The 22,936-nt window shown below is 42.2% G+C and carries 24 protein-coding genes; 7 read left to right on the top strand and 17 right to left on the bottom strand.

All coding sequences use genetic code 11. The annotated features are described in order from the left end of the window. Positions 1 to 42 precede the first annotated feature (42 nt). The 3 genes from HA044_RS04210 to ilvD all read right to left on the bottom strand — a co-directional run bounded on the left by HA044_RS04210 (position 43) and on the right by ilvD (position 4,368). Positions 43 to 1,317, bottom strand: a complete 1,275-nt coding sequence (locus HA044_RS04210; protein WP_187539581.1) for a uracil-xanthine permease family protein — start codon at positions 1,315 to 1,317, stop codon at positions 43 to 45. A gap of 245 nt (positions 1,318 to 1,562) precedes the next feature. Beyond that, positions 1,563 to 2,084 carry a bifunctional pyr operon transcriptional regulator/uracil phosphoribosyltransferase PyrR gene (pyrR, locus tag HA044_RS04205; protein WP_187539578.1) on the bottom strand — a complete coding sequence of 174 codons (522 nt, stop codon included), beginning with the start codon at positions 2,082 to 2,084 and terminating at the stop codon, positions 1,563 to 1,565. Between the two features lie 580 nt (positions 2,085 to 2,664). Further along, a complete protein-coding gene (gene ilvD / locus HA044_RS04200; protein ID WP_003009522.1) occupies positions 2,665 to 4,368 on the bottom strand; it encodes a dihydroxy-acid dehydratase in 1,704 nt (567 codons plus the stop codon). Between the two features lie 214 nt (positions 4,369 to 4,582). Between ilvD and rpmF the strand changes: the two genes are divergently transcribed. Both rpmF and rpmG read left to right on the top strand, forming a co-directional pair. Next, positions 4,583 to 4,765, top strand: a complete 183-nt coding sequence (rpmF, locus tag HA044_RS04195) for a 50S ribosomal protein L32 (RefSeq protein ID WP_003009516.1) — start codon at positions 4,583 to 4,585, stop codon at positions 4,763 to 4,765. A gap of 15 nt (positions 4,766 to 4,780) precedes the next feature. Continuing rightward, the gene (gene rpmG / locus HA044_RS04190) at positions 4,781 to 4,930 is read left to right on the top strand and encodes a 50S ribosomal protein L33 (protein WP_001265622.1); all 150 of its coding nucleotides are present in this window, start codon (positions 4,781 to 4,783) and stop codon (positions 4,928 to 4,930) included. Between the two features lie 400 nt (positions 4,931 to 5,330). Here the strand turns inward: rpmG and HA044_RS04185 are convergent, their stop codons facing one another. Further along, positions 5,331 to 5,630 carry a hypothetical protein gene (locus HA044_RS04185; protein WP_135782887.1) on the bottom strand — a complete coding sequence of 100 codons (300 nt, stop codon included), beginning with the start codon at positions 5,628 to 5,630 and terminating at the stop codon, positions 5,331 to 5,333. Positions 5,631 to 5,677: 47 nt separating this feature from the next. Next, the gene (locus HA044_RS04180; RefSeq protein WP_262407533.1) at positions 5,678 to 7,120 is read right to left on the bottom strand and encodes a serine/threonine-protein kinase; all 1,443 of its coding nucleotides are present in this window, start codon (positions 7,118 to 7,120) and stop codon (positions 5,678 to 5,680) included. Positions 7,121 to 7,533: 413 nt separating this feature from the next. Between HA044_RS04180 and HA044_RS04175 the strand changes: the two genes are divergently transcribed. The 3 genes from HA044_RS04175 (at position 7,534) to HA044_RS04165 (ending at position 8,933) form a co-directional block, all read left to right on the top strand. Further along, positions 7,534 to 7,899, top strand: a complete 366-nt coding sequence (locus HA044_RS04175) for a type II toxin-antitoxin system RelE/ParE family toxin (RefSeq protein ID WP_061597416.1) — start codon at positions 7,534 to 7,536, stop codon at positions 7,897 to 7,899. Continuing rightward, positions 7,886 to 8,161: a helix-turn-helix transcriptional regulator gene (locus tag HA044_RS04170; protein ID WP_135782885.1), complete on the top strand. Its 276-nt coding sequence runs from the start codon at positions 7,886 to 7,888 to the stop codon at positions 8,159 to 8,161. The genes HA044_RS04175 and HA044_RS04170 overlap by 14 nt, the downstream gene beginning before the upstream one ends. Positions 8,162 to 8,378: 217 nt before the next feature. Continuing rightward, a complete protein-coding gene (locus HA044_RS04165; protein WP_135782884.1) occupies positions 8,379 to 8,933 on the top strand; it encodes a histidine phosphatase family protein in 555 nt (184 codons plus the stop codon). A gap of 328 nt (positions 8,934 to 9,261) precedes the next feature. Here the strand turns inward: HA044_RS04165 and HA044_RS04160 are convergent, their stop codons facing one another. The 3 genes from HA044_RS04160 to HA044_RS04150 all read right to left on the bottom strand — a co-directional run bounded on the left by HA044_RS04160 (position 9,262) and on the right by HA044_RS04150 (position 11,303). Continuing rightward, the gene (locus HA044_RS04160; RefSeq protein WP_187539576.1) at positions 9,262 to 9,897 is read right to left on the bottom strand and encodes an SdpI family protein; all 636 of its coding nucleotides are present in this window, start codon (positions 9,895 to 9,897) and stop codon (positions 9,262 to 9,264) included. Next, positions 9,884 to 10,165 (bottom strand): autorepressor SdpR family transcription factor, encoded by a 282-nt coding sequence (locus HA044_RS04155; RefSeq protein WP_003009465.1) that lies wholly within the window; start codon positions 10,163 to 10,165, stop codon positions 9,884 to 9,886. The genes HA044_RS04160 and HA044_RS04155 overlap by 14 nt, the downstream gene beginning before the upstream one ends. 535 nt (positions 10,166 to 10,700) lie before the next feature. After that, positions 10,701 to 11,303 carry a hypothetical protein gene (locus HA044_RS04150; RefSeq protein WP_187539574.1) on the bottom strand — a complete coding sequence of 201 codons (603 nt, stop codon included), beginning with the start codon at positions 11,301 to 11,303 and terminating at the stop codon, positions 10,701 to 10,703. 209 nt (positions 11,304 to 11,512) lie between these two features. Between HA044_RS04150 and HA044_RS04145 the strand changes: the two genes are divergently transcribed. Both HA044_RS04145 and HA044_RS04140 read left to right on the top strand, forming a co-directional pair. After that, entirely contained in the window at positions 11,513 to 12,430 is a 918-nt protein-coding gene (locus HA044_RS04145; RefSeq protein ID WP_187539572.1) for a helix-turn-helix domain-containing protein, read from the top strand. 549 nt (positions 12,431 to 12,979) lie between these two features. Continuing rightward, positions 12,980 to 14,149 (top strand): MFS transporter, encoded by a 1,170-nt coding sequence (locus HA044_RS04140; protein ID WP_187539570.1) that lies wholly within the window; start codon positions 12,980 to 12,982, stop codon positions 14,147 to 14,149. 236 nt (positions 14,150 to 14,385) lie between these two features. Here HA044_RS04140 and HA044_RS04135 read toward each other — a convergent pair whose 3' ends face one another. The 9 genes from HA044_RS04135 to HA044_RS04095 form a co-directional block, all read right to left on the bottom strand. After that, positions 14,386 to 15,531, bottom strand: coding sequence for a LysM peptidoglycan-binding domain-containing protein (locus tag HA044_RS04135; protein ID WP_187539568.1), 1,146 nt, complete (start codon positions 15,529 to 15,531; stop codon positions 14,386 to 14,388). Between the two features lie 405 nt (positions 15,532 to 15,936). Further along, positions 15,937 to 16,560 carry a V-type ATP synthase subunit D gene (locus HA044_RS04130; RefSeq protein ID WP_187539566.1) on the bottom strand — a complete coding sequence of 208 codons (624 nt, stop codon included), beginning with the start codon at positions 16,558 to 16,560 and terminating at the stop codon, positions 15,937 to 15,939. A gap of 3 nt (positions 16,561 to 16,563) precedes the next feature. Next, on the bottom strand, positions 16,564 to 17,949 hold the full coding sequence (locus HA044_RS04125; RefSeq protein WP_003002370.1) for a V-type ATP synthase subunit B: 1,386 nt from the start codon (positions 17,947 to 17,949) through the stop codon (positions 16,564 to 16,566). After that, on the bottom strand, positions 17,936 to 19,726 hold the full coding sequence (locus HA044_RS04120) for a V-type ATP synthase subunit A (protein WP_041826169.1): 1,791 nt from the start codon (positions 19,724 to 19,726) through the stop codon (positions 17,936 to 17,938). The genes HA044_RS04125 and HA044_RS04120 overlap by 14 nt, the downstream gene beginning before the upstream one ends. Before the next feature lie 33 nt (positions 19,727 to 19,759). Further along, positions 19,760 to 20,464 (bottom strand): GNAT family N-acetyltransferase, encoded by a 705-nt coding sequence (locus tag HA044_RS04115; protein WP_187539563.1) that lies wholly within the window; start codon positions 20,462 to 20,464, stop codon positions 19,760 to 19,762. Continuing rightward, positions 20,461 to 20,781: a V-type ATP synthase subunit F gene (locus HA044_RS04110; protein WP_187539561.1), complete on the bottom strand. Its 321-nt coding sequence runs from the start codon at positions 20,779 to 20,781 to the stop codon at positions 20,461 to 20,463. Before HA044_RS04110 ends, HA044_RS04115 begins: the two co-directional genes overlap by 4 nt. Continuing rightward, a complete protein-coding gene (locus HA044_RS04105; protein ID WP_187539559.1) occupies positions 20,762 to 21,781 on the bottom strand; it encodes a V-type ATPase subunit in 1,020 nt (339 codons plus the stop codon). The genes HA044_RS04110 and HA044_RS04105 overlap by 20 nt, the downstream gene beginning before the upstream one ends. 9 nt (positions 21,782 to 21,790) lie before the next feature. Then, a complete protein-coding gene (locus tag HA044_RS04100; protein WP_187539557.1) occupies positions 21,791 to 22,381 on the bottom strand; it encodes a hypothetical protein in 591 nt (196 codons plus the stop codon). Between the two features lie 68 nt (positions 22,382 to 22,449). Then, on the bottom strand, positions 22,450 to 22,929 hold the full coding sequence (locus HA044_RS04095) for a V-type ATP synthase subunit K (protein ID WP_187539555.1): 480 nt from the start codon (positions 22,927 to 22,929) through the stop codon (positions 22,450 to 22,452). Positions 22,930 to 22,936: the final 7 nt, after the last annotated feature.

Raw genomic sequence — 22,936 nt, 5'->3', positions numbered from 1 at the left:
TTTACTGTTTCCCCAACTAGAGGTTCCCTCCTTTTTGAGGAATTACTTTTCTTCTACATGAGGTTCAGGAAGGATTTGGTACAACACGATTCCTAGAATCGTTGATGTTGCCACACCCGTGATTTGAAGGCCAGCAAGGTCAATCATCAAACCACCGATCCCTGATACCAAGATAACACTTGCAATCAAGAGATTCTTTTTATTATCAAAATCAATCTGATGTTCAACTAAAATTTTCAAACCGCTAGCAGCGATAACCCCAAAGAGGGCAATAGACAACCCTCCCAATACAGGAGTTGGAATAGAGTGCAAGAGTGCTGAAAGTTTTCCAATAAAACTCATGACAACCGCAATCACTGCTGCGCCTGAAATAACGTAAACTGAGTAGACCTTACTAAGGGCCATAACCCCAATGTTTTCCCCATAAGAGGTTACTGGAGGGGCTCCAAAGAATCCGGCAATAATCTGTGCCAAACCATCACCAGTAAGCGTATGGTCAAGCCCTGGATCCTTGAAGTAATCACGCTCCGTCAAACTATTTAAAACCATTAGGTGACCAAAATGTTCCGTCATGGTCACAAAGGCAATCGGAGCCATGGTCAAAATCGCACTTGGATAGAGCTTAAAGCTATAATCCACAAATGGAATGTCAAAGTTTGGAACTTGAATCCAATGCGCCGCACGAACCTCTGAGAAATTGACAAAACTATGTCCTGTCACCAAACCAAGAGCCACTGAGAAAATATAGCCCACAATTAATCCAAGTAAAATTGGGACGACACCGACAATCTTCTTGCCATACATGTTAAATAGGATAACCGCAAAGAGGGTCACCATCGAAATCAATAGAGCATAGCCACTATAGCTTTTATTTAAGGTTGTCGCATCAGTGACTGCATTCGCCGCAAGATTCAAACCAATTACCATAATAATGGGACCAACCACGATTGGTGGAAGGACCTTATTAATCCAGTCTTTCCCCGCATACTTAACAATCAGAGCCACAAACAAGTAGACCAAACCACCCGCCATGGCACCTTGCGCAACTGCTGCGATTCCATCTGACTTCATCAGCATTTGCATCGCTGCAATATAAGCAAAACTAGATCCCATGTAGGCAGGAATCTTATACTTGGTCACTGTCAAGTGAGCCAAAGTCCCCAAACCAGATGAGAACAAAGCAATGGCAGGATCAATCCCAACCAAAATCGGCACCAGCACCGTCGCACCAAACATGGCAAACAAATGCTGGAAAGATAAACCAACCAATAAACCAGGTTTTGGCATATCAGAAACATCATATTTAACGTTATTCATGATAAAAAACTCCCTAATAATAAGATACAAAGGGCGTATAAAGAGCAAAGTAAAATTAGGAAATCTGACGATGAAGCTTTAGCTTCTAGGAAGATTTATCTATTTTACACAGCTCTTAGCCCGTGTTCAATTAACAAGATACAAAGCCCGTTTAAAGCCTAAAGCAAAAATAGGAAATACGATGACGGAGCAGTTGCTCCTAAGAGTCTTTATCTTTTTTGCACAGCTCTTAGGCCATTTTTACTTCAATTTGGCGCAATGATATTGATGCTATCTACACCATCAATTTCAGACACCAACACTTCAATTTCTTCTGACTCACTTGTTGGAATGTTCTTTCCAACATAATCTGCACGGATAGGCAACTCGCGATGCCCTCGGTCAACCAATACAGCCAGACTCACACGGGCTGGACGCCCTCGACTGACAATATTATCAATCGCTGCCCGAATCGTGCGGCCAGTATACAACACATCATCCACCAAGATCACCTCTGCACGATCCACACTTACAGGGACCACCGAAGTATCCAACTCCGACTTGATATCGTCGCGGAAAGCCTTGGTATCCAATTCAATCAAGGGAACATCTAGATTTTCCAACTGCTTCAAGCGTTCTTGGATGCGTCTAGCAATGTAAACCCCACGTGTCTTGATACCCGCTAGGACAATCTGATCGAGGTTTTTGTTCCGCTCGATCATCTCATAGGTGATTCGTGTGATGGCGCGCTTCATGGTTACGTCGTCGACGATTTCTTTCTTTTTCATAAAAAGCACCTTTCTATATACAAAAAAATCCCCTACAACAAGGAGATACACAAAATATAGGCTGGTCTTCCCAGGCACTTCATTTCCATAACACCTTGCCTGCCTCTCTGGACAGTATTAAAGGATTGATTTGATTAGTCACAATTATAGCAAATTATAGACGAATTTACAAGAAAAATGACAGATGATACACTCAAAACCCTCAAAAAGTAATATTCATACGTTTCAGCAGTAATAACGATGGGTTTAAAAATCGCTACTCTGAACCAAAAAAGAGGCTGGGACAAAAGTCCTAGCCTCTCAATTGATTTTGGATTGTCGAGCAAGACGCAGTTGTTGAGTGCTCAAAGCACTGCTTTGAGGTGACGGATAGAACTTGCGAAGCAAGTATCCTAAGTCTTTGTTCGCTTTTTAAGCTTCAAAGATGCCCTATGTTGACAGAAACTATGTTTCCTTTATCTGCAACCTTCAACAGTCTCCCAGACTGTTGAAGTTGTGCGGAGGTGGGACGACGAAATCGAATTCTAACGAATGACCGATTTCTGTCCCACTCTCTCTTTGGACAAAGTCGTCCTTGCAATTACTGTTTACCAGACTGTTCCATGTTCCAGAAGTCTGTCACGGCACCGCGTGAGGCTGAGGAAACGATATGGGCATATTTACCCAGAACCCCACGGCTATAGAGTGGTGGCAAGGTTGTTTCTGCCTTGCGTTTTGCTAACTCTTCGTCTGAAACATGCATGGTGATTTCTTTGGTATCTTGGTCAACTGTTACCATGTCCCCTGTGTGGAGGTAGGCGATTGGTCCACCGACCTGAGCTTCAGGCGCAATGTGACCAACAACGAGACCATAAGTCCCACCTGAGAAGCGACCGTCTGTCAAGAGGGCCACCTTGTCCCCTTGGCCTTTCCCAACGATCATAGATGACAAGGACAGCATTTCCGGCATACCAGGACCACCCTTAGGACCTACGAAACGGACAACGACAACGTCGCCATCCACAATTTCATCCGAAAGAACGGCTTCAATGGCAGCTTCTTCTGAGTCAAAGACCTTAGCAGGGCCCGTGATGTTACGGACCTTGACACCTGATACTTTGGCAACCGCCCCTTCTGGAGCCAAGTTCCCTTTCAAGATGATCAATGGACCATCCGCACGTTTTGGATTTTCAAGTGGCATGATAACTTTTTGACCTGGTGTCAAATCAGCGAAGGCTTCCAAGTTCTCAGCAACAGTCTTACCAGTACAAGTGATACGATCCCCATGAAGGAAACCATTCTTAAGAAGGTATTTCATGACGGCTGGCACACCACCAACATTATAAAGGTCTTGGAAGACATATTTCCCTGAAGGTTTCAAGTCCGCCAAGTGAGGCACACGCTCTTGGAAATCGTTGAAGTCTTCAAGGGTCAAGTCTACATTGGCCGCATGAGCGATCGCAAGCAAGTGAAGGGTCGCATTGGTAGAACCACCAAGCGCCATGGTCACTGTAATCGCATCTTCAAAAGCTTCACGGGTCAAGATATCAGATGGCTTCAGTCCCATTTCCAGCATCTTGACAACAGCACGACCTGCTTCTTCGATATCGGCCTTTTTGTCAGCTGATTCAGCAGGGTGAGAAGAGGAACCAGGAAGACTCATCCCAAGGACCTCAATCGCTGTCGCCATGGTGTTGGCCGTATACATCCCACCACAGCCACCAGGGCCAGGGCAGGCGTTACATTCCAGTTGCTTCACTTCTTCAGCGGTCATATCGCCGTGATTCCACTTCCCAATTCCTTCGAAAACAGAAACCAAGTCGATATCTTTTCCATCGAGATTCCCTGGAGCAATAGTCCCACCATAAGCAAAGATCGCTGGGATATCCATATTGGCGATGGCAATCATCGAACCAGGCATGTTCTTATCACAGCCCCCGATGGCTACAAAAGCATCAACGTTGTGACCACCCATAGCTGCTTCGATAGAATCCGCAATGATATCGCGAGATGTTAGGGAGAAGCGCATCCCAGGCGTCCCCATAGCAATCCCGTCCGCAACCGTAATGGTTCCGAATTGGACCGGCCAAGCTCCTGCATCCTTCACACCTTCTTTAGCCAATTTTCCAAAATCATGCAAGTGTATGTTACAAGGTGTGTTTTCAGCCCAAGTAGAGATTACCCCTACGATCGGTTTCTCAAAGCTTTCATCGGTCATTCCCGTCGCGCGAAGCATGGCACGGTTGGGAGATTTTACCATGCTATCGTAGACACTACTACGATGGCGTTTGTCTAATTCTGTCATGTCATTCCTCTCGTTATATTTTTTACCATTATAGCATAAAAGAGGCCACAAAGATAGGCAAGAACTTTGGAGAAGCAGACGACAGAAAAGTTTCTTTCAAAAATTTCAATTTTTTTGTCAAGTAACTTTACTTTACAAAAAAGTTTTGTTATACTGTTAAAGTTGATGAAAATCAAACCTAATTGAATTTATATCTTAAAAGGAGAAAAACGAAATGGCAGTACCTGCACGTCGCACATCAAAAGCGAAGAAAAACAAACGTCGTACGCACTACAAAGTAACAGCTCCATCTGTAAACTTTGACGAAGCAACTGGAGATTACTCACGTTCACACCGTGTATCACTTAAAGGATACTACAAAGGACGTAAGATCGCTAAAGCTGCATCAGCTGAATAATAGAAGGGAGATACCATGCGCGTAAATATTACACTTGAACACAAAGAATCTGGTGAACGCTTGTACCTTACTTCTAAAAACAAACGTAACACTCCAGACCGTCTTCAATTGAAGAAATACTCACCAAAACTTCGCAAACACGTTGTGTTTACAGAGGTGAAATAGGGGTTCACTACACGTCAATAGATGTTAGAAACCTTGATTTTAAGCGATTCTTGAAATTCTAAATTTCACTACATTGCAATATAAATCAACCGAATCACTACCTTTTTCACTACCTTTTTTGAAATAAGAGTAATGATTCGGATATTTAAAAGAAGAGGAACTTTATTGTGAAGCTCCTCTTTTTGTTATGTGTTCTTTTTCTTACAAATCGTATGACCTGGTTTGAACAACTTTTGTTTAAATAAATCTCAAAAGCCTTTAATATCAAGTGCTTTTAGACTTTTCTGAAAGCGTTACTTCATTCAATTTCAACTAATTTCATCTGAATGGTGTGAATTTTAACCTTAAAATACACTAATTGAGCTAGAATTTTACCAAAAGTCCACACCATCTGGAGATATCATTCCCAAATTATCTTTAACTCTTTTACATCGGTTTCTGATAAGACATGAATTATTCTTTCAAAATTTAGAGGGGATTTTCTTGACTTTATTAAACCTTTAAATGGTTTACCAGGAGTTAAAATCCTATATAAAGTTCTTATAATCGCATTTATGTATTTACGCTCTCCATTAGAATAATTTTTGAATGCTTCTCCACTTCGAGTATATGTTATCGGTTCATCATATGGTATAACCTCAAAGTCATCAAAGGAGTTATTACATACAAAAGCAAAATCAACACTTTGTACACTAAACATTATTCCTTTTCAAGATCTTATTCCCAACTTAAGCCAAATCTACATAATTACTCACCATCTAAAATATTTTCTAACATTGGTTCGATAGAACTATGTTTCAAGTCCTCTATAAGCCTCTGGGCATAGAAACGATTTACTTCCCGAGCTACATAATATAACATCCTTGCAGCCATTTCTTTACTCAAGTAATCAAAATGTTCATCTTTTAATACATCAAATGCAAGAGATGCAAAAATATCATTTGAAGAAAAAGAGGTTGCAACTTCTTTTAATGATGGAAAAAGTTTTTGAATCAAGAATAGTGCATTTTCTGGGCTTATTTTCATAAATTTAATGCAAGCCAATTTGTAATTCTCTCCTATGTCAATAAGTTCCCGGCACAAATCCACATTCGAAATATTATTAAGATATATCGTTATTGTTTCATCATATTCTCTCTGTTGAATTTTTTTTAATATTTTCTGCTTTGAATCCTTTTGATGAAAAATTCGCAGGTGATAACTTAGTTGTTCAAGCATTTCCCCTGCATCTCTAAACCTTAATTCTGGTTGATAAGAGGTGGCTTTTTGAACAAAAGTTCGTAGAACATGTTTTTCGTTAGTTGGGTTTCCAGTTAAACAAAAATTAACCACCTTTCCTAATGAATAGACATCACTCATTTTAGTTGCATTTTTTAGACCAGTTATCTGTTCTGGCGCACAATAATAAAACTGCCCATAATTATTTGTGTTCATAGTCAAATGAGAATGATTGACAGTAGAATCTTTAGCCAATCCAAAATCAGATATCTTTATAAGCCCATCACATAGAAAAATATTGCTTGGACTCAAATCTCTATGATAGATACCTCGAGAATGAACATCAGCCATTATTGTCAATATTTGAAACAACAGATTAAATATTTGGTTTAATTTTAATTCATTATTTACAATATAATCATTTAAAGTAAAATCAGCTTTCTCCATCGTATAGCTAAACTCTGACTCATCGAATTCATAAACTTTAATAATCCCATTTACTTGCGATAGAGACTGCATAATTTCAAACTCTCTTTTAAAGCGACTTTTTAGAGCAGAGTTCTGTTTATATTCATTTTTCAACTTTTTCACAATCCGTTGAGAATGTTTTTGTAAATAAATTTCAGCAAAGCCACCTTTAGTGAGAAAGGACTCGTCAGTTTTTATTATTTCTTTCCCCATATGGGCATAGGAATTTAGCATTTCTTTTAACTTCTCTGCTTGTTTATTCTTAATATCAGTCTTTTCAGAACTACTATCTGGAAGGTCATCATAATAAGTTAGTAAATCCCTTACCAACTTAATAATATCGTTATCAAGAGCTTCATCTATATATGCTTCAAATGACTTTCCTTTTGACAAACCGTACTTTTCCTGAATTTTTACACCAATGGAGTGATAAGTAAATTTATCAAAAGTACGATTTGAAAAATCTAGAACATATCCACCCTCATTAAAAAATTTTTTTATCATGTTTTTATCATGAAATGTGATTTTCGACATTATGATCCCATTCTAACTTATAAAACAATTCTCAAGTTAAACAAAAATTACTGCACATCAATTTCAATTACTATTATACCAAATCGAATCTATGATATTTATCTTTTCAATTTTTTAACAACATGATACAACACTATCCTAATATAGAAATTCATCTAAAATTACAAGAAATACCCAAAATGTTCCTTTGGCATACATATATGTCACTTAGAGTTTATCTCAACCGTCAATAGATGGAATAAATTTACTACTATTTTCACAACCAAAACTAAGATTAAGAATAAAAAATACATAATGACTATATGATTGTAGCATAGCATTTGGATAAAGTTCACACCATTATTCTTGAAGAAAAGAACAATATATGCTATCATGGAGGTACAATGAAAAAGCCAAAATTTGAGTTTTATACTCGGTTAAATGGACACACCGAGTTCCTAGAATTTTTACAAACTATACCAATTAAAGACAAACAAAAATTACTGGCAACTATCGCCACTATACAAGAGCATGGTCTTTTAGTTGCTCAACGTATGGAATGGGTGAAAAAGCTAGATGACGACATCTTTGAAATCCGCTCAAAGGTTGCTTCTAACATTCAAAGGGCACTTTATTTTCATGTTATCAATGAACGCTATATCATCACCCATGGCTTTACCAAAAAAACACAAAAAACACCCCAGAGTGAGATAAAACACGCTAAGGATTTAAAGAAAGAATTTGAGGACAACAACCATGACCACAATTAAATTTGATGATTTTTTAGAAAACGAACTAGCAGACAATAAATTTAAAGAAGGGTTTTTAACTGAAAAAGCTATTTTGGAAAGTGCTATTGCAGTTTATGACGCACGACAAACAGCAGGTCTCACCCAAAGAGAGCTAGCTTCCCTATCTCATGTCCCACAGTCTACCATTGCTCGCATTGAACGTGGAAATAACACAAGCATTGAAACAATGAGCAAAATTGCACTTGCTCTGAATAAAAATCTAACTATCAACATAAGCTAATAGTCAAATTAAGCTCTCAAAAAAGCTGATGAATTTATATTTCATCAGCTTTTTTGAGAGCTTAATTTAGCTGAATAAAACAGATAAAACCTGCCCATTGGGTGGGGGGGGTGAGTAAAATGAATGAATCTACTTGACAATTAATAGTTAAGTAAGATAATATGAGCTTATAAAACAACTTTCCTCCTTATATGTATTTTCAGCGTAATTATAATTCATGAACAATTCTTATATTTTACTTAGACATGCTCATTCGAGATTTTCGAGTGATGATTTTAATAGAACTTTATCGGAAGAAGGATTTGTATCTCTAAAGCAATTGGAGTTTTTGAATTCTTTTAATATTGATTACTATTTTTCTAGTCCTTATAAGCGAGCTTTTGAGACAGTAAATAGTTCTCCTGTACAATTTGATAAGATAGTGCTTGATGATCGTTTGCGTGAAAGAAAATTATCTTCAAGATTTATTGAAGATTCTGAGTTTGAAGAAACGATTCAATATTTATGGCAAAATCCAGATAAATCACTTATTGGAGGTGAATCTAATCAAGAAGCATTAATGAGAATCTTAGATTTATTGCAGGATTTAGAAGAAAGGTATTCAGATAAAACCATTTTACTGAGTTCTCATGGAAATTTGCTAGGAATCTTAATCAATCATTTTGATCCAAATTTTGATTATAAAAAATGGAAGCAGATGACTTTTCCAGATTGCCTTCTAGTTGACAAAGATGATAGTGTGAAAAGAATTATGAAAGTTACTTCTGGGTAATCATTTAGTTCAATCTATCTGATTTTATTTGATACTGTCAATAATTTTGTGTAAACACCCTAGTAGAGTTATGGAGTTTTAATCAAATAAGCTTTCAAGTTTGTCAGAACAATTCAAGTAGGTTTATTTTTTATTAAAATTTTGATCTTAACAAAATAAAACTTTAATATAGCTAAAATATAATGTATGAACTATATTTTAAAGAATATCACATCTTTTATTTCCTTGATAAATTGCGTATTTAATATAACCATAAATTCTATACAAGCACAAAAACAACCGGAAAAGAAACCGTTCACGACTGCTTCTTCTCTGGTTGTTTTTTATACTAACGATTTTTCCGGCTTAATTGATAAGAGTACATCATAGGGATAAACACAATGGCGAGGATGACCAGCACCAGTACATAAGAAAGCGCGAATTGAAGGCCTGCTTCAAGTAGGAGGATCAAACCTCCGAGGACCCACAACTTCCCTGCCAAGCGATGGGTTTTGTGCCAGTTATCTTCACTCTGTAAGGTCCAAGGCAGACGGATTCCAACCGTGTGATTCACTTTTAGCTTAGGCATGTAATTGCCCATGATTACAAAGATGAGACCCAGCAGAACCGAAACAAAAACTGATGGATTGGTAGTAGATCCTAGCGCCTTACTATAGATGAGATAGGAGGTACTTAAGGAAACGATTGGGGTCAACCAGTAAATCGCTCTGATCATTTTTTCATTCATAGCGCTATTCTTAGAATCGCGACCGATCATAAAGATCATAAACAGATGCACCATGAGATCGAAAATAGGAAGACCAAACACAACCAGGGGTTTCGATTGGAAGTTATTGGCCTGGCCGGCAAAATTGAAATGAATCGGGATTTGGTTAGGCAATTGTGGCCAAATTATCAACCCCCAAAGCATGGGGAAAAGGATCACCATAGAAGTTAATAGCAATAGTTTTTTATTCGTTTTCATCAGTAGAGTCTCCTTTCAAATCAACGAGCCAGACCATTAAATCCTCCAAGACAGAAGTATTGAGTTCATAGTAGATAAAATTCTTCTCTTTTTCCTCTCGAATTAAATCTGCCTGCTTGAGGAGGCTTAAATGATGGGAAATGGTCGCTCCTGCTACATCAAAGTGGCCAGCGATATCTCCAGCAGATAATTTCCCCGCCTTTAGCAGTTCTAAGATACTTCTTCTTATCGGATTCGATAAAGCTTTAAATGTTTGTGCAAAATTCATTCTCTATCTCCTCTAATCTATTTAGAAATCTTTCTAAATAGATTCTAGTACTTTCGGATGGGTTTGTCAACTCTATTTAGAAAAAAATCTAAATAGCTTCTGTTGTAAAAAAATATCAGACCTAAGACCGATTCTTATAAACAGCGTCTTTTCTTAAGTTTTCTTTAAGAAATCAGCCTTATAATAAAACCATCAAATGAAGACCTCCTAACTTTGTTTGATAGAAAATCCTAAACTTTTTCATAATAATCTCCCTATAAGAGTCACCAAAACCGGTGGCTTTTTCTCTACGTACCTTTACGAGCATCAGCGAGTTTAGGTACGTTGATGCAGTTTGAGTGAAGCGAAAACTACGTTCCTTATTCCCTTAGTGAACGGTAGTGAGCTTAGGTACGTTGACGCAGTTCGAACGACAGTGAGAACTACTGTCCTTTTCCGAAAATATTTTTAGCCTGACTTGAAAAGAGCCTCTACAAAAACCTGGATCATCGATCAGGATTTCTGTAGGGGCTCTTCATCTTTTATCTTTTTGACATTACATATCTTTGTGGATGCGATAGGTATTGTAAGCAGTAACTACATTAGCAACGGCGCTGACCCTTGAGCTACGTGCGATATCGGCTTGTAGGGCATTGGCTTCTTCTTGCAGATTGACTTGCGTTTCATGGAATTGTTGCATTTCAAGCAGATTGTAGGCTTCTGGCAAGGTAGAGGCACGTCCTTCTGCAATTAAGTTATATAGTCGGAAGAGGTCATGGTAATTGTAAAATTTTTGTGGGAAACCTTGCATCCCTTGTTGGTAGGCTGGTTGGCTGATTTCCTGGTTGTAAAGGGCCTGGGCATTGGCAAGAGCCTGCTTGGCTGGAGCTACAAATACAAAGTATTTGAAAGCAATCAGCCCGCCCATCAACCCGAGCATCAATAGAAAACCGTGCATGAGGTGACTTTGTTCTATGAGAAAAATCGTAAAGGCAAAAAGAAGATTGAGGGCCAGTGTGACCGTGATTGGCCCATTGAGTCTCTTCGCTGCTTTATTTAAACGATTTTGTTGCCGCTGAACTTCATCCCAAGCAACTGCTGCAGGGGCTGTTAGCACGCGCTTTTCATCTAATAGCTGTAAAATTTCTTGTGTCGTCATTGTAAATCTCCTTTTGTTATAAACTTATCTTCTAGAATTGACCTTATTTTATCAAAAATCCCTCCCTAAAAAAGGGCCATGTAAACTATAGTTTCATTTTTCTCAAAAATCGAAGAATTTCTAGTTTTTTTATCAAAAATTAAACTCTGAGTTTAATTCCAGTCTTTTTTGAGGTATACTAATGGTATGATAATTGAAAGGAAGTCCCTATGTCCTTATCTTCGCCATTTGGTCCAACATTTCGTAAAATTCGTGAAGCACGCGGTCTTTCTCTAAAAGAAGTCGCTGCAGACATTGTCTCCCCTCAGTTCCTCAGCCAATTTGAGCGTTCTCAAAAAGGAGTAACCATCGAGACCTTCTCGCGCCTCTTGCTGTCTATGGGGGTGGATTGGGATACCTTTTTGTCCCATTATCCTGGCTTAACTATTCAAAATTTCAGCCCCATTTTGATGAAACACATCAATCAAGAAAACATGGATTTTCTGTCCATTATTGAGCGCTTAAAGCACGAAAAATCTCCTGTTGCCGAGGAGAACAAAGAGCTCTGGCAACTCTATTTGCGCTCGCTTGAAATCAATGTCAATAACGCGATGGGAAAAGAAATCCACCTGGAGGACGCACCTGTCTCGATTCAACGAATCGCTCAAGAAGTGCCGTTTGCCTATCAAAATGAAATTGAGCAAGACTTCACCATTGCCCTTTTATCTGTCTTGCCCTATGAAGTCGTCGCTAAGATTCGAAAGGAATCCTTGGAACTTTTTGAAAGCAGTTATTCTGCCTACTCTGCCAATGCATTGGCCTCTTTACTTTTAAATCTAGCCAACTATCTTATTAAAAAAGAACTCTACTTAGAAGCTCTAAATTTTCTTCAATCGATTAACCAGCTTCGCAAGCGCAAACCGATTTTAAATACCAGTATTTCCATGCAGTTAGAATTTATGCAGGTCTATGCCCTCCTTGGCTTAAATGACAAGGAAGGGGTTTACCGTGCCAAGCAGGTCCTAAAAGCCCTGGAAGGTTTGATTGCACTTGAAAATTTCGGAAGCCCGCTTGTTCAAATCAAAACAAAATTCATGTTGCGAGTCAATGAACTCAACAAAACTGGCATTGATTTCTTCAGTGAGTAACGGCGTCTCAGACTTTAGACCGATTCTTTCGGTCAGCGCCTTTTCTTAAGTTTTCTTTAAGCAAACCGCCTTATAATAAAACCATCAAATAAAGACCTCCTAACTTTGTTTGATAGAAAATCCTAAACTTTTTCATAATAATCTCCCTATAAGAGCCACCAAAACCGGTGGCTTTTTCTATGGGAGTGAGACAGAACAATTTTATAAAATTGTTCGTTGTCTCACCCCCGCACAGTTGATTAGGTATTCTTTGGAGCTATAAGAGCGAACAAAGATACCAATCAACCACTGCGTTATGCAATTGTTACTAATCTATTTTTGTGAACCAGACCTAGTAGGGGCGTAGACGAACTTAGGTACATTGACGCAGTTCGAACGATAGTGAGAACTACGTTCCTTATTCCTTTAGCGAACGTTAGCGAGCTTAGGTACGTTGACGCTGTTCGAACGACAGTGAGAACTACGTCCCTTCTCCTTCATTTGTACTAATACTCCAATTTATGCTCGATCTATGTTATAATGAAGAGAATTTTTGTCTGAGGAGGATTTATGAAAAAAACACATTCTACGCTATTCATCCCGGGCATCATTATGCTTGGGATTGTTTTACGAACACCATTTACTACGCTTCCGACGGTCTTGTCTGACATCGCAGCTGGTTTGGGGGTTGATGTGAGCTCTCTGGGACTATTGACTAGCTTGCCACTTCTCACCTTTGCCATTTTCTCACCTTTTGCGATTCAATTTGCTAAAAAGTTGGGGATTGAGCGTCTCTTCTTTCTTGTCTTGATCGCAATGACGATCGGATCTGCCATTCGGATTATCAACCTCCCATTCCTCTATCTGGGAACCATCTTGATTGGAGCTGGCATCGCCTTTCTCAATGTGCTGCTTCCAAGCCTGATTCAAGCGAACAGACCCCGCCAACTAGGCATTCTGACCACTTTGTACATCACTTCTATGGGGATGTCCACAGCGATCGCCTCTTCTGTCGCTGTTCCGATCACCAAAGCCACTTCTTGGCAAGGTTTGGTCAACATCTTGACAGCCTTGTGTGCTCTTGCTTTAGTCATCTGGATTCCTAACCTTCGCTACAACCACCGACTCAAAAAGGCTGCTACTACGGAATCTAGTAGCAAGTGGTATACCAATAAATATGTCTGGGCTATCATGATTTTTGGAGGCTTGCAGTCACTGCTTTTCTACACAAGTATGACCTGGCTTCCGACCATGGCTGTTCAAGCCGGCCTTTCAAAGGTTGAATCTGGACTACTGGCTTCCGTGTTCACCCTGATCAGTCTCCCGTTCTCCTTGACGATCCCAAGTTTAACGACACGCTTATCCGATCGCAATCGACGCTTGATGCTTACGATTGTTGTCGGAGCAGGGATTCTGGGGGTAGCCATGCTCTTAATCCCGACCAGCAACTTCTTCTACTGGTTGGTATTAAATGCCCTGATTGGAAGTTCCGTTAGTTCGCTTTTCCCTTACCTCATGGTCGCTTTCTCTATGAAATCCAGCACACCTGAAAAAACAGCTCAACTTTCCGGTCTTGCCCAAACAGGTGGCTACGTCTTTGCAGCCTTTGGTCCCATCCTCTTTGGGTATAGTAAATCAATCTTCCACTCATGGACACCGGCGGTCCTTATGTTGCTGATCTTAACCCTCATCATGGCATTCGCCCTCTATCAAGTTGAAAAAGTCGATAAAATCTTATAAACATGGTCTGAGAGTGGGACAGAAATCGGTAATTCGTTAGAATTCGATTTCGTCGTCCCACCTCCGCACAGTTGAGTAGGGCTGTAAAAGCTGATGAAATCAGCGTAGTAGAGCCCACTCAACCACTGCGTCTTGCTCGACAATCCAAAGACAATTGAGAGGCTAGGACTTTTGTCCCAGCCTCTTTTTTGTGCCTACAAAAAAGAACTAGGCGCTAGGCCTAGTTCAATGTTTTATTATCCGTTAAATGAGATATGCACGTGGTCATAGTGGTTTGCTGTATCTCCACCACGGTCAGGCATTTGGTTCCAAGTGTTAGCTGGTCCATAAATGTTGTCTACTGGCATGTAGAATTGTTGTTTCCAGATGACGTATGAGATACCTGCACGGTCCATATTGTCAATAGCATATTGGGCAACTTGATCTCCAAGTTGTGAACTGGTTGGGACCATTACGTCCACTGCAAGTCCTTTACCATGATCGTCTGGATCTCCTTCACGGTAACCACCGATATTTGTAATACCGAATTTCGCAGCGATTTCTTGACGGAAAGCTTGTGCTTGTGGTTGAAGATGTGGATCAGTTGGAATCGTATTTCCGCTTGTTGGAGTTTCTGCTACTGGTTGCACTTCAGGTGTGGCAGGAGTTTCTACTGCTGCTGGTTGTGCTGCAGGAGCTTCTTCTGCGGCTGGAGCTGGTGTTTCTGCAGGAGCCTCTGGTTGAGTTGCTGGAGCTTCAGGGGCAGCAGCTGTTTCTGGGTTTTGAAGTGCAACATTGGCAGCTGGAGCACCGTAGCTTGGTGTTTCTGGAACAGCTGATGGTGCTGGTGTTTCTGTTGATGGTACGTTAACAACTGGAGCTTCAGCTGGTTGTGCTGGTGTTTCTGCAGGAGCTTCTTCTGCAGCTGGAGCAACTGGAACCGCTTTGTTATCTTCGTTTACTGGTTTAGACAAATCGTTGACAGCGACTGTTTGGTCATCAACTGTCACTTGGTTTGTTGTCAAGTCAGCACTTGCAACGGTTGCATCTGTTGCACCTGCTTGAGGAGTTTGGATTTCAACTGAAGTTACTTCTTTTTGATCATTTACTGTTGTTTTCAAAACAGTACCTGGGTAGATCAAATCCATGTTGCTGATGTTGTTTAAGTTTGCCAACACATGAACATCGATTCCAAGCGCTTCTGCGATCGAACTCAATGTATCACCATATTTGATGGTATACGTTTGTTGGTTCTCACCGCTTTGTTGGATATCATGTTTGATTTCATCTACTGAGCGAGCTACCCAATCTTCAAGTGTTTCTGCAGTGGCTTTTGTAAATGGAATCACTGCAAGAGCTACTGTTGAAGCGATCAAGGCTTTCGTATTAACTTTTAATTTCATCTTTTATCCTCTTTTTTCTTTGTTTTTTGCTCAAGATTTTCTTGAACAAATGAACTACAATACTATCTTATCACAATTTAAAAATAATAAAAGGTCTTTTTGGCTATTTAACAAAACTGTATTTTTCTTGTAATATTTCGTCTTTCTTGTCACATTGTTACAAACTAGTAACATAAAAATAAGGTGCTGGAAGAAGAGTTCCAGGGTGCAAAAAAAGCCTCATCCAGGAGCGGTTCCTCGATGAGGTTCTTGTCTTTTTTAAAGCAACTGAACACGCCTACAACTCTTTGTATCTTATGAATTGAACACGCCCTAAATGCTGGGTGAAAAAGATAAATTCTCTTGTGAGCGTCGCTCACTGCAAGAATTTCCTATTTTCACTTTGCATTTTACGGGCTTTGTATCTTACTTCACCTTCATGATTCTGACGAGGTTGGCGCGTTCGGCTTCTTCGAGTTTCATTTCGATATAGTAGATGGTCTCTTTGAGGTCTGGGATGGTCGCATACTCCAGTCCGTTCACTCGACGGCGGGTTTTCTCGATTTCATCTGCCATGAGTTGGCAGCTTTTTTCGATTTCCGCTAATTTGAGCAAATCTGGAAGGAGTGCACCCATTTCTTGAATGGTGCTGTCCATTTGACTGTTGGAAGCTAGGTAGCTATAGACCACATCTCCTTCGTCATCACCGTACGGATTATCGATACGAGCATGGAGCTTGGGCACGCGCACACTCATGACATTTTCTTCTTCGATATGAAGAGAGACTTCACGGGTTGGCACCGCAAAGATTTCTTCCACCATGAGGTCGCTCTCTAAGGACTTGGCCATCACGAAATCTTGCATATTGTCCACAAGCGCCGCCTCTACCTTTTGGCGCAGGCGATTATTCTCACGTACAGCTTCAATAAAGCGGCGCATGAGTTCATCCCGCTTGTCCTTGAGCAACTTGTGCCCCCGGGTTGCTGTCTTGAGGCGCTCTTTGAGAATATTAAGCTCCATCCGAGTTGGTTTTACATTTAATCGTGCCATAGGCTAATCCTCTTTGTTTGGCAGATACTTGTCAATCATCTCATCCTTGATCCGTTTAAGCTCTGTTCGTGGAAGGATGGATAAGAGTTCCCAACCGAGATCCAAACTTTCCTCAATCGTCCGATTGGTGGTAAAGCCTTGGTTGATGTATTCTTGCTCAAAGCGGTCGGTAAATTTAACATAGAGCTTGTCCGTATCTGACAAGGCAGACTCCCCAAGCACTACAGCCAGTTCTTTGGCTTGTTTTCCTTGGGCATAGGCCGCAAAGAGCTGGTTCATAGTCGCCGCATGGTCTTCCCGCGTCTTGCCTTCACCTGAACCCTTGTCCTTCAAACGAGAAAGAGATGGAAGGACATTGATCGGTGGACGGTAGCCACTGTTGTAGAGATCACGGGACAGAATAATCTGACCTTCGGTGATATAACCTGTCAAGTCAGGAATTGGGTGGGTGATGTCATCTTCCGGCATGGAGAGGATCGGAATCTGGGTCACAGATCCTTTCTTTCCAACCAAGCGTCCGGCACGTTCGTAGAGGGTGGATAGGTTGGTATACAGATACCCTGGATAGCCCCGACGTCCTGGAACCTCCCGGCGGGCAGCAGATACTTCCCGAAGGGCTTCACAGTAGTTGGTCATGTCCGTCATGATGACCAAGACGTGCATGTCTTTTTCATAGGCCAAATATTCTGCCGCGGTCAAGGCAATCCGAGGAGTCGCAATCCGCTCGATAGCTGGGTCATTGGCTAGGTTGATAAAGAGGACAGAGCGGTCAATCGCCCCGGTTTCCCGAAGGTCGTTCATAAAGAACTCGGCTTCTTCGAAGGTAATCCCCATGGCCGCAAAGACCACGGCGAAGTTTTCTTCAGAATTAAGAACCGTCGCTTGACGAGCAATCTGAGCGGCCAACTCCTTGTGAGGGAGACCAGAACCTGAGAAGACTGGGAGTTTTTGGCCCCGAACCAAGGTATTCAAATGGTCAATGGCTGAGATCCCTGTCTGGATAAATTCATCCGGATAGTCCCGCGAAACAGGATTGATGGCTTGGCCATCAATGTCCAAGTACTTCTCTGGGATAATCTCTGGACCGCCATCGATGGGTTTCCCCATCCCGTTAAAGATACGGCCCACCATGTCTTCAGACACAGGAAGTTCTAAGGGACGTCCGGTAAAGCGGACTTTGGCTTTTTCCAAGTTGATCCCGCTAGATCCTTCAAAGAGCTGGACCATGGCCTTGTCTTCTTGGACTTCGAGGACTTGTCCCTGACGGGTCGTTCCATCATGGAGCTTGATTTCTACCAGTTCATTGTAGTGAACCCCTTCGACCTGATCGACAATCATCAAAGGGCCAACAACTTCGCTGACAGTACGATATTCTTTAATCACGCTCATTGTCTACTCCTCCTTTTGCGACGATTTGGTGTAGGGTTTCTACGATTTCTTCTTTCAAAGCTTGAATGGTTGCCAACTGGTCCTCATGGATGAACTTGCTCCGGGCAATGCGGTCTCGAAGAGCCACGGTTCCTTCCATGATTTCTGTGAAGTAAGCCCCTAATTCTAATGCTTTTTGACTTTCTTGGTCAAAGGTTAAAATGTTGGTCAACAAGGCCACCTGCTTGCTGAAAGAGGTATAGGTATCGACCTCATCAAAGGCATTTTGTTGCAGGTAGTCTTCACGGATCATCTTGGCCGCATTCATGGTCAAGCGGTCTTTTTCAGACAAGGAATCTAGACCAACCAAGCGGACGATTTCTTGCAATTCACTCTCTTTTTGCAACAGGTTCATGGCGCGGGTCACTTTTTCAGACCAGCTGATTTGTTCATGTAGATCGATATAGCGACCAACTTCATCTTGGTAAAGGGAATAAGAACTCAACCAGTTGATAGCTGGGAAGTGGCGGCGTTGGGCCAATTGAGCATCTAAGCCCCAGAAGACCTTAACAATTCGCAAGGTATTTTGCGTTACCGGCTCTGAAATATCTCCACCTGGAGGGGAAACGGCACCGATCGCCGTAATCGAACCTTCGCGCGCAGTAGTTCCAAGTGTCTTGACCCGACCTGCCCGCTCGTAATATTCAGCAATCCGGCTACCAAGATAGGCTGGATAACCTTCATCTCCGGGCATTTCTTCTAGACGACCAGACATTTCACGGAGAGCTTCGGCCCAACGCGAAGTCGAATCGGCCATGATGGCAACGGAATAGCCCATATCACGGAAGTATTCGGCAATGGTGATCCCTGTGTAGATAGATGCTTCCCGCGCTGCTACTGGCATGTTCGAAGTGTTGGCGATCAGAACGGTCCGTTGCATAATGGATTGACCAGTCGTTGGATCGATCAATTCTGGAAACTCATTCAGAACGTCTGTCATTTCATTTCCACGTTCTCCACAACCAACGTAAATTACGATGTCCACATTGGCAAACTTGGCCACCTGGTGTTGCACGACCGTTTTTCCAGCTCCGAAAGGGCCGGGTACAGCTGCAGCTCCACCTTTTGTCACAGGAAAGAAGGTGTCAATGACCCGTTGACCAGTGACCAAAGGCTCTACTGGGATCAATTTTTGTGCAAAGGGACGGCCTCGACGAACTGGCCATTTTTGCATCAAAGTACCAGTAAAGAGGCTACCATCAGCCTGTTCGATCTCATAAACCGGTTCTTCCACTGTGTAAGAACCTGCTGCGATCTTGGTCACACGTCCACTGACACCAAAGGGTACCATGATGCGGTGTTCCACCATATTGGTCTCTTGAACGGTACCGACGATGTCTCCAGCGACTACCTCAGTTCCTTCTGTCACACTTGGTTCGAAGGCCCATTTGGTGTCACGGTCTAGATTTGGAACTTGCACCCCGCGAACGAGGAAGTCACTGGCAGTGACTTCTTGGAAGCGTTCCAAGGGGCGTTGGATCCCGTCAAACATCTGGGAAATCAAACCTGGTCCCAACTCGACAGAAAGGGGAGCTCCAGTTGTGACCACCGGTTCTCCTGGTCCGACTCCAGATGTTTCTTCATATACTTGGATAGACGCCTCATCCCGACGCATCTCAATAATTTCGCCAATCAAACCAAGATCGCCGACCCGGCAAATATCTTGGATATTGGCCTCCTGCATCCCTGATGCGACCACCAAGGGACCGGAAACTTTGATAATTTTTCCTTGAGTCATGTATTCCTCCTGGGAATCCTTTGTTTCTTTGTATTACTTTTGCGCCATATCGGCTAGCGATTTCTTTTGTTGACCATTTTCATCGAAATTAGTTGGATCCAACCAGGCTTCGAAGCGCTCTTTGATAGCTGGCCATTCTTGGTCAATGATGGACAGCCAGTCTGTATCACGAGTCCGACCTTTATAGACAACAGCCTGGCGGAAACAGCCTTCATAGGTGAATCCCAAGCGCTCAGCTGCTTTTCGCGAAGCTTGGTTTAAGGCATCACATTTCCACTCATAGCGTCGGTAACCTAAGTCCTCAAACACATAGCGCGCCAAGAGATACTGAGCTTCAGTTGCCATGCGTGTCTTCTTGAGCGCTGGTGAGTAGGTCACTGCTCCGACTTCGATTACCCGGTTGGCTTGATCGATCCGCATGAGAGAGAAGGTCCCTAAAGCCTTGCCAGAATCTTTGTCTACAATCGCATAGTAAAAGCGACCTTGGGCTGTCATGAGCTCATCCAACAAGCGGTCCCACTCCACTTCATTGCGGGCAGGACCTTTGAACAGAAAGGTCCACATATCTGCTGGGGAGGACGGCCCATAGACCTGATAAAGATCCGCACCATGCTTTTCTTTTGACAGGCGCTCGATCACGGTATAGCGACCCTCAATCCGCTCAATAGCTGGTAGACGTCCCGGTGTAAAATCGGGCAGTGCATCGCCAATGGCTTGGCCAAATTCATTTGTTCTCATAAAATATCCTGTCCTACTGCTTTTTCAACATTATCGCGAATGCGTTGCCGCCCTAGCCCTGTCGTTCCTCTATGGGTCGGGATAAGGATCAGAGCCGGTGTCAGTTGCTGGTCATAATAAGCCACTGTTTCTGGAATGGCCTGAGCCATATCCTCTGTCAGGTAGATAATCCCGAAGTTTTCCCGGCTGAGTTTGCGTAAGGTATTGATCGCTTCTTGCGGCTCTGTGACCGGATAGGTTTGAAAGCCGATCAGACGAAAAGGAAGGATGGCGTCCCGATTGCCTACAACGGCGATCTTATAGGTCTGTTTGTCCATAAATCGGTCTCATCCTTTCTTTGATTTCTGCTAGCGGAAAACCATTGTCCAAACCAGAGAGGACCAAACGAAGGTTGGTCACCTCTAACTCTTTTCCGTAAAGATAACGAACAAGGGGTAGTGGTCCATCGACTTCAAAACGGCCAGCGTCTAGAAGACTGAATTTCACCAAACTTTCTAAATACTCTAACTCCACGGTCTTTAATTGACCGGTGCGCATCTTTTCTTCATAAGTCTCTAAGGCCAGATCGTAGTCCAGCGGATTGACTTGATAAAACCAGGTCAACCACTGACCCGATTCTAATAAGTCGATCACCTGATGGGCACTGAGGCTTCCTTCATCCGAGAGCAATTGGTGCATGAAACTATGCGGTTTTTGCTGATCCAAGGCCCGTTTGACCGTAATGGCATTGTAAAAGTCAATGGTCACGTCCACCAACTGCTTGAGAATTGGATGATCTAAACTTTCTCCTAGAATTTTCAGGTGTTTAAAATAAGCTAGATCCATCCCGATTTCAAGCACCCGCAGGTCTTGATAATCTTGGTATTCTTGCCAGGTAGCAGCCACTTCTTCAGCCATAAAATTCGGGCAATGTTCTGCAGAAAAGGTCGCCACTAAATGCTCAAGCACATCGAGAGAATAAGGACCAATTGGGATCAATAAGTGTCCCAACGTGCGCTCTGTCGCCTTGTGTTTCAAATAAACCTTGAGGTTATGATAGGTATATTTCAAGGTAAAAAGGCTGACCAAATCTGACTGAGGCGTTGCCTCAAAGGTCCATTGGTATTCTGCCAACAAGGCAGCCATCAAACGGCTCTCGATTGCTTCTGGATCCTTGATCTCTTGACCATCTAACGCATAGGGGGTTCCTTGCAGCAAGACTTCTCTGTTTTCGCTAGAGTCACTTGCAAGCAACTGCTCAAACTGACTGGGACTGAGAAAACTGGCCTCACGTACACTGATTCCGGTATTGACTTGAGAATAGGTCCGTTCGCTCATCGTATCCTCCTAGTTTGCTTCATCAGTGAAAATGCTGGCTGCCATCTGGTAGCTTTCTTGCTCCCAAATGGAATCCACCAAATCACGGTAGAGATAGTTGTCATCAATCTTCCCAACCGACAAGACAAAGCCTGCTTGAGCTGGAATCGTCGCTTCTGAGACCGTCAAGTCCTGGTGAGCCTGACGCAAGTGTTCCAGATCAGCTGGTCCAAATTTTGCAGCACTCACTGCTCCAAAGGTCAAAGTTACCGCTTGTCCTTGATAGTGATCTAAGACAGCTTCTACAAATTGCACTTCCTTTTCAAGGGGCCATGCTGCCATCGCTTCATAAGCCTCTGCAAAGAGATCCTTTAAGACCCGTTGCTTGGTGACAAGGGTTGATTGGCGTTTTTTATTTTCGATTTGTTGGGTTTCACGTTGCAATTGACGTTGAATCCGCTTGAGCTGTTCCGAGCGTTGATTGAGTTTTTCTTGGATCAACCGCTCTTCTTGAACAGCCTCTTCTTTTAGGATGCTCTCTTTGGCTTCTTCTACGAGTTTTCGCCCCTTTTCGTGGGCTTGGGCCAAGATCGAATCCTTTAATTGGGTATGTTCATCCATGTCGTTTTTCTCCTATTGGCATGCGTCTTGTGTTTTTCGTCTCTAGACGAATCCATCAAAGCTAGTTCTTAGCCGACGCGTAGGGTCAATAGGAAGGACACAACGAAGGCCAAGATGGCATAGGTTTCAACCATGGCCGCAAGGATAACCCCTTTCATCATGTCTTCAGGACGTTTTGCCAAGATTTGCATCCCTGCTGTCGCAACATTTCCTTGGTGTTTTGCTGAGAAATAACCAACGATTGCAACTGGAAGAGCTGTAAAGAAGTAAGCGACTCCTGTTTCAAGTGGCATATCTGGCTTAATTTGCAACCAGATCAAGATCCCGATAACAAAACCATACAAACCTTGTGTACCTGGCAACAATTGCAAAATCAAGGCTTGGGCGAATTTTTCGGGTTGTTCTTTCAAGAGCGCTGCTGCTGCTTGACCCGTTTTACCAACCCCAAGGGCAGATCCCATCCCGCTGAGAGCGACTGCGATCGCGACACCAAATGCTGCAAAGAAGGCACCCCCATGGGTTGAAAAATATGATGCTAAAGATTCCATGATATAC

The organism is Streptococcus sp. IMAU 99161, assembly GCF_014435245.1.
GTDB lineage: Bacteria > Bacillota > Bacilli > Lactobacillales > Streptococcaceae > Streptococcus > Streptococcus lactarius.
This window is presented reverse-complemented; position numbering and strand designations above follow the sequence as displayed.

Bases quoted from the DNA above. Each gene is read 5' to 3' on its own strand.
- HA044_RS04155 (WP_003009465.1), bottom strand. From the start codon at position 10,165: ATGAATTTTGCACAAACATTTAAAGCTTTATCGAATCCGATAAGAAGA.
- rpmG (WP_001265622.1), top strand. From the start codon at position 4,781: ATGCGCGTAAATATTACACTTGAACACAAAGAATCTGGTGAACGCTTG.
- HA044_RS04145 (WP_187539572.1), top strand. From the start codon at position 11,513: ATGTCCTTATCTTCGCCATTTGGTCCAACATTTCGTAAAATTCGTGAA.
- HA044_RS04165 (WP_135782884.1), top strand. From the start codon at position 8,379: ATGAACAATTCTTATATTTTACTTAGACATGCTCATTCGAGATTTTCG.
- HA044_RS04105 (WP_187539559.1), bottom strand. From the start codon at position 21,781: ATGAGCGAACGGACCTATTCTCAAGTCAATACCGGAATCAGTGTACGT.
- HA044_RS04120 (WP_041826169.1), bottom strand. From the start codon at position 19,726: ATGACTCAAGGAAAAATTATCAAAGTTTCCGGTCCCTTGGTGGTCGCA.
- pyrR (WP_187539578.1), bottom strand. From the start codon at position 2,084: ATGAAAAAGAAAGAAATCGTCGACGACGTAACCATGAAGCGCGCCATC.
- HA044_RS04110 (WP_187539561.1), bottom strand. From the start codon at position 20,781: ATGGACAAACAGACCTATAAGATCGCCGTTGTAGGCAATCGGGACGCC.
- HA044_RS04130 (WP_187539566.1), bottom strand. From the start codon at position 16,560: ATGGCACGATTAAATGTAAAACCAACTCGGATGGAGCTTAATATTCTC.
- HA044_RS04185 (WP_135782887.1), bottom strand. From the start codon at position 5,630: ATGTTTAGTGTACAAAGTGTTGATTTTGCTTTTGTATGTAATAACTCC.
- HA044_RS04175 (WP_061597416.1), top strand. From the start codon at position 7,534: ATGAAAAAGCCAAAATTTGAGTTTTATACTCGGTTAAATGGACACACC.
- HA044_RS04160 (WP_187539576.1), bottom strand. From the start codon at position 9,897: ATGAAAACGAATAAAAAACTATTGCTATTAACTTCTATGGTGATCCTT.
- HA044_RS04100 (WP_187539557.1), bottom strand. From the start codon at position 22,381: ATGGATGAACATACCCAATTAAAGGATTCGATCTTGGCCCAAGCCCAC.
- HA044_RS04135 (WP_187539568.1), bottom strand. From the start codon at position 15,531: ATGAAATTAAAAGTTAATACGAAAGCCTTGATCGCTTCAACAGTAGCT.
- HA044_RS04095 (WP_187539555.1), bottom strand. From the start codon at position 22,929: ATGGAATCTTTAGCATCATATTTTTCAACCCATGGGGGTGCCTTCTTT.
- rpmF (WP_003009516.1), top strand. From the start codon at position 4,583: ATGGCAGTACCTGCACGTCGCACATCAAAAGCGAAGAAAAACAAACGT.
- HA044_RS04140 (WP_187539570.1), top strand. From the start codon at position 12,980: ATGAAAAAAACACATTCTACGCTATTCATCCCGGGCATCATTATGCTT.
- HA044_RS04150 (WP_187539574.1), bottom strand. From the start codon at position 11,303: ATGACGACACAAGAAATTTTACAGCTATTAGATGAAAAGCGCGTGCTA.
- HA044_RS04170 (WP_135782885.1), top strand. From the start codon at position 7,886: ATGACCACAATTAAATTTGATGATTTTTTAGAAAACGAACTAGCAGAC.
- HA044_RS04180 (WP_262407533.1), bottom strand. From the start codon at position 7,120: ATGATAAAAAAATTTTTTAATGAGGGTGGATATGTTCTAGATTTTTCA.
- ilvD (WP_003009522.1), bottom strand. From the start codon at position 4,368: ATGACAGAATTAGACAAACGCCATCGTAGTAGTGTCTACGATAGCATG.
- HA044_RS04210 (WP_187539581.1), bottom strand. From the start codon at position 1,317: ATGAATAACGTTAAATATGATGTTTCTGATATGCCAAAACCTGGTTTA.
- HA044_RS04125 (WP_003002370.1), bottom strand. From the start codon at position 17,949: ATGAGCGTGATTAAAGAATATCGTACTGTCAGCGAAGTTGTTGGCCCT.
- HA044_RS04115 (WP_187539563.1), bottom strand. From the start codon at position 20,464: ATGAGAACAAATGAATTTGGCCAAGCCATTGGCGATGCACTGCCCGAT.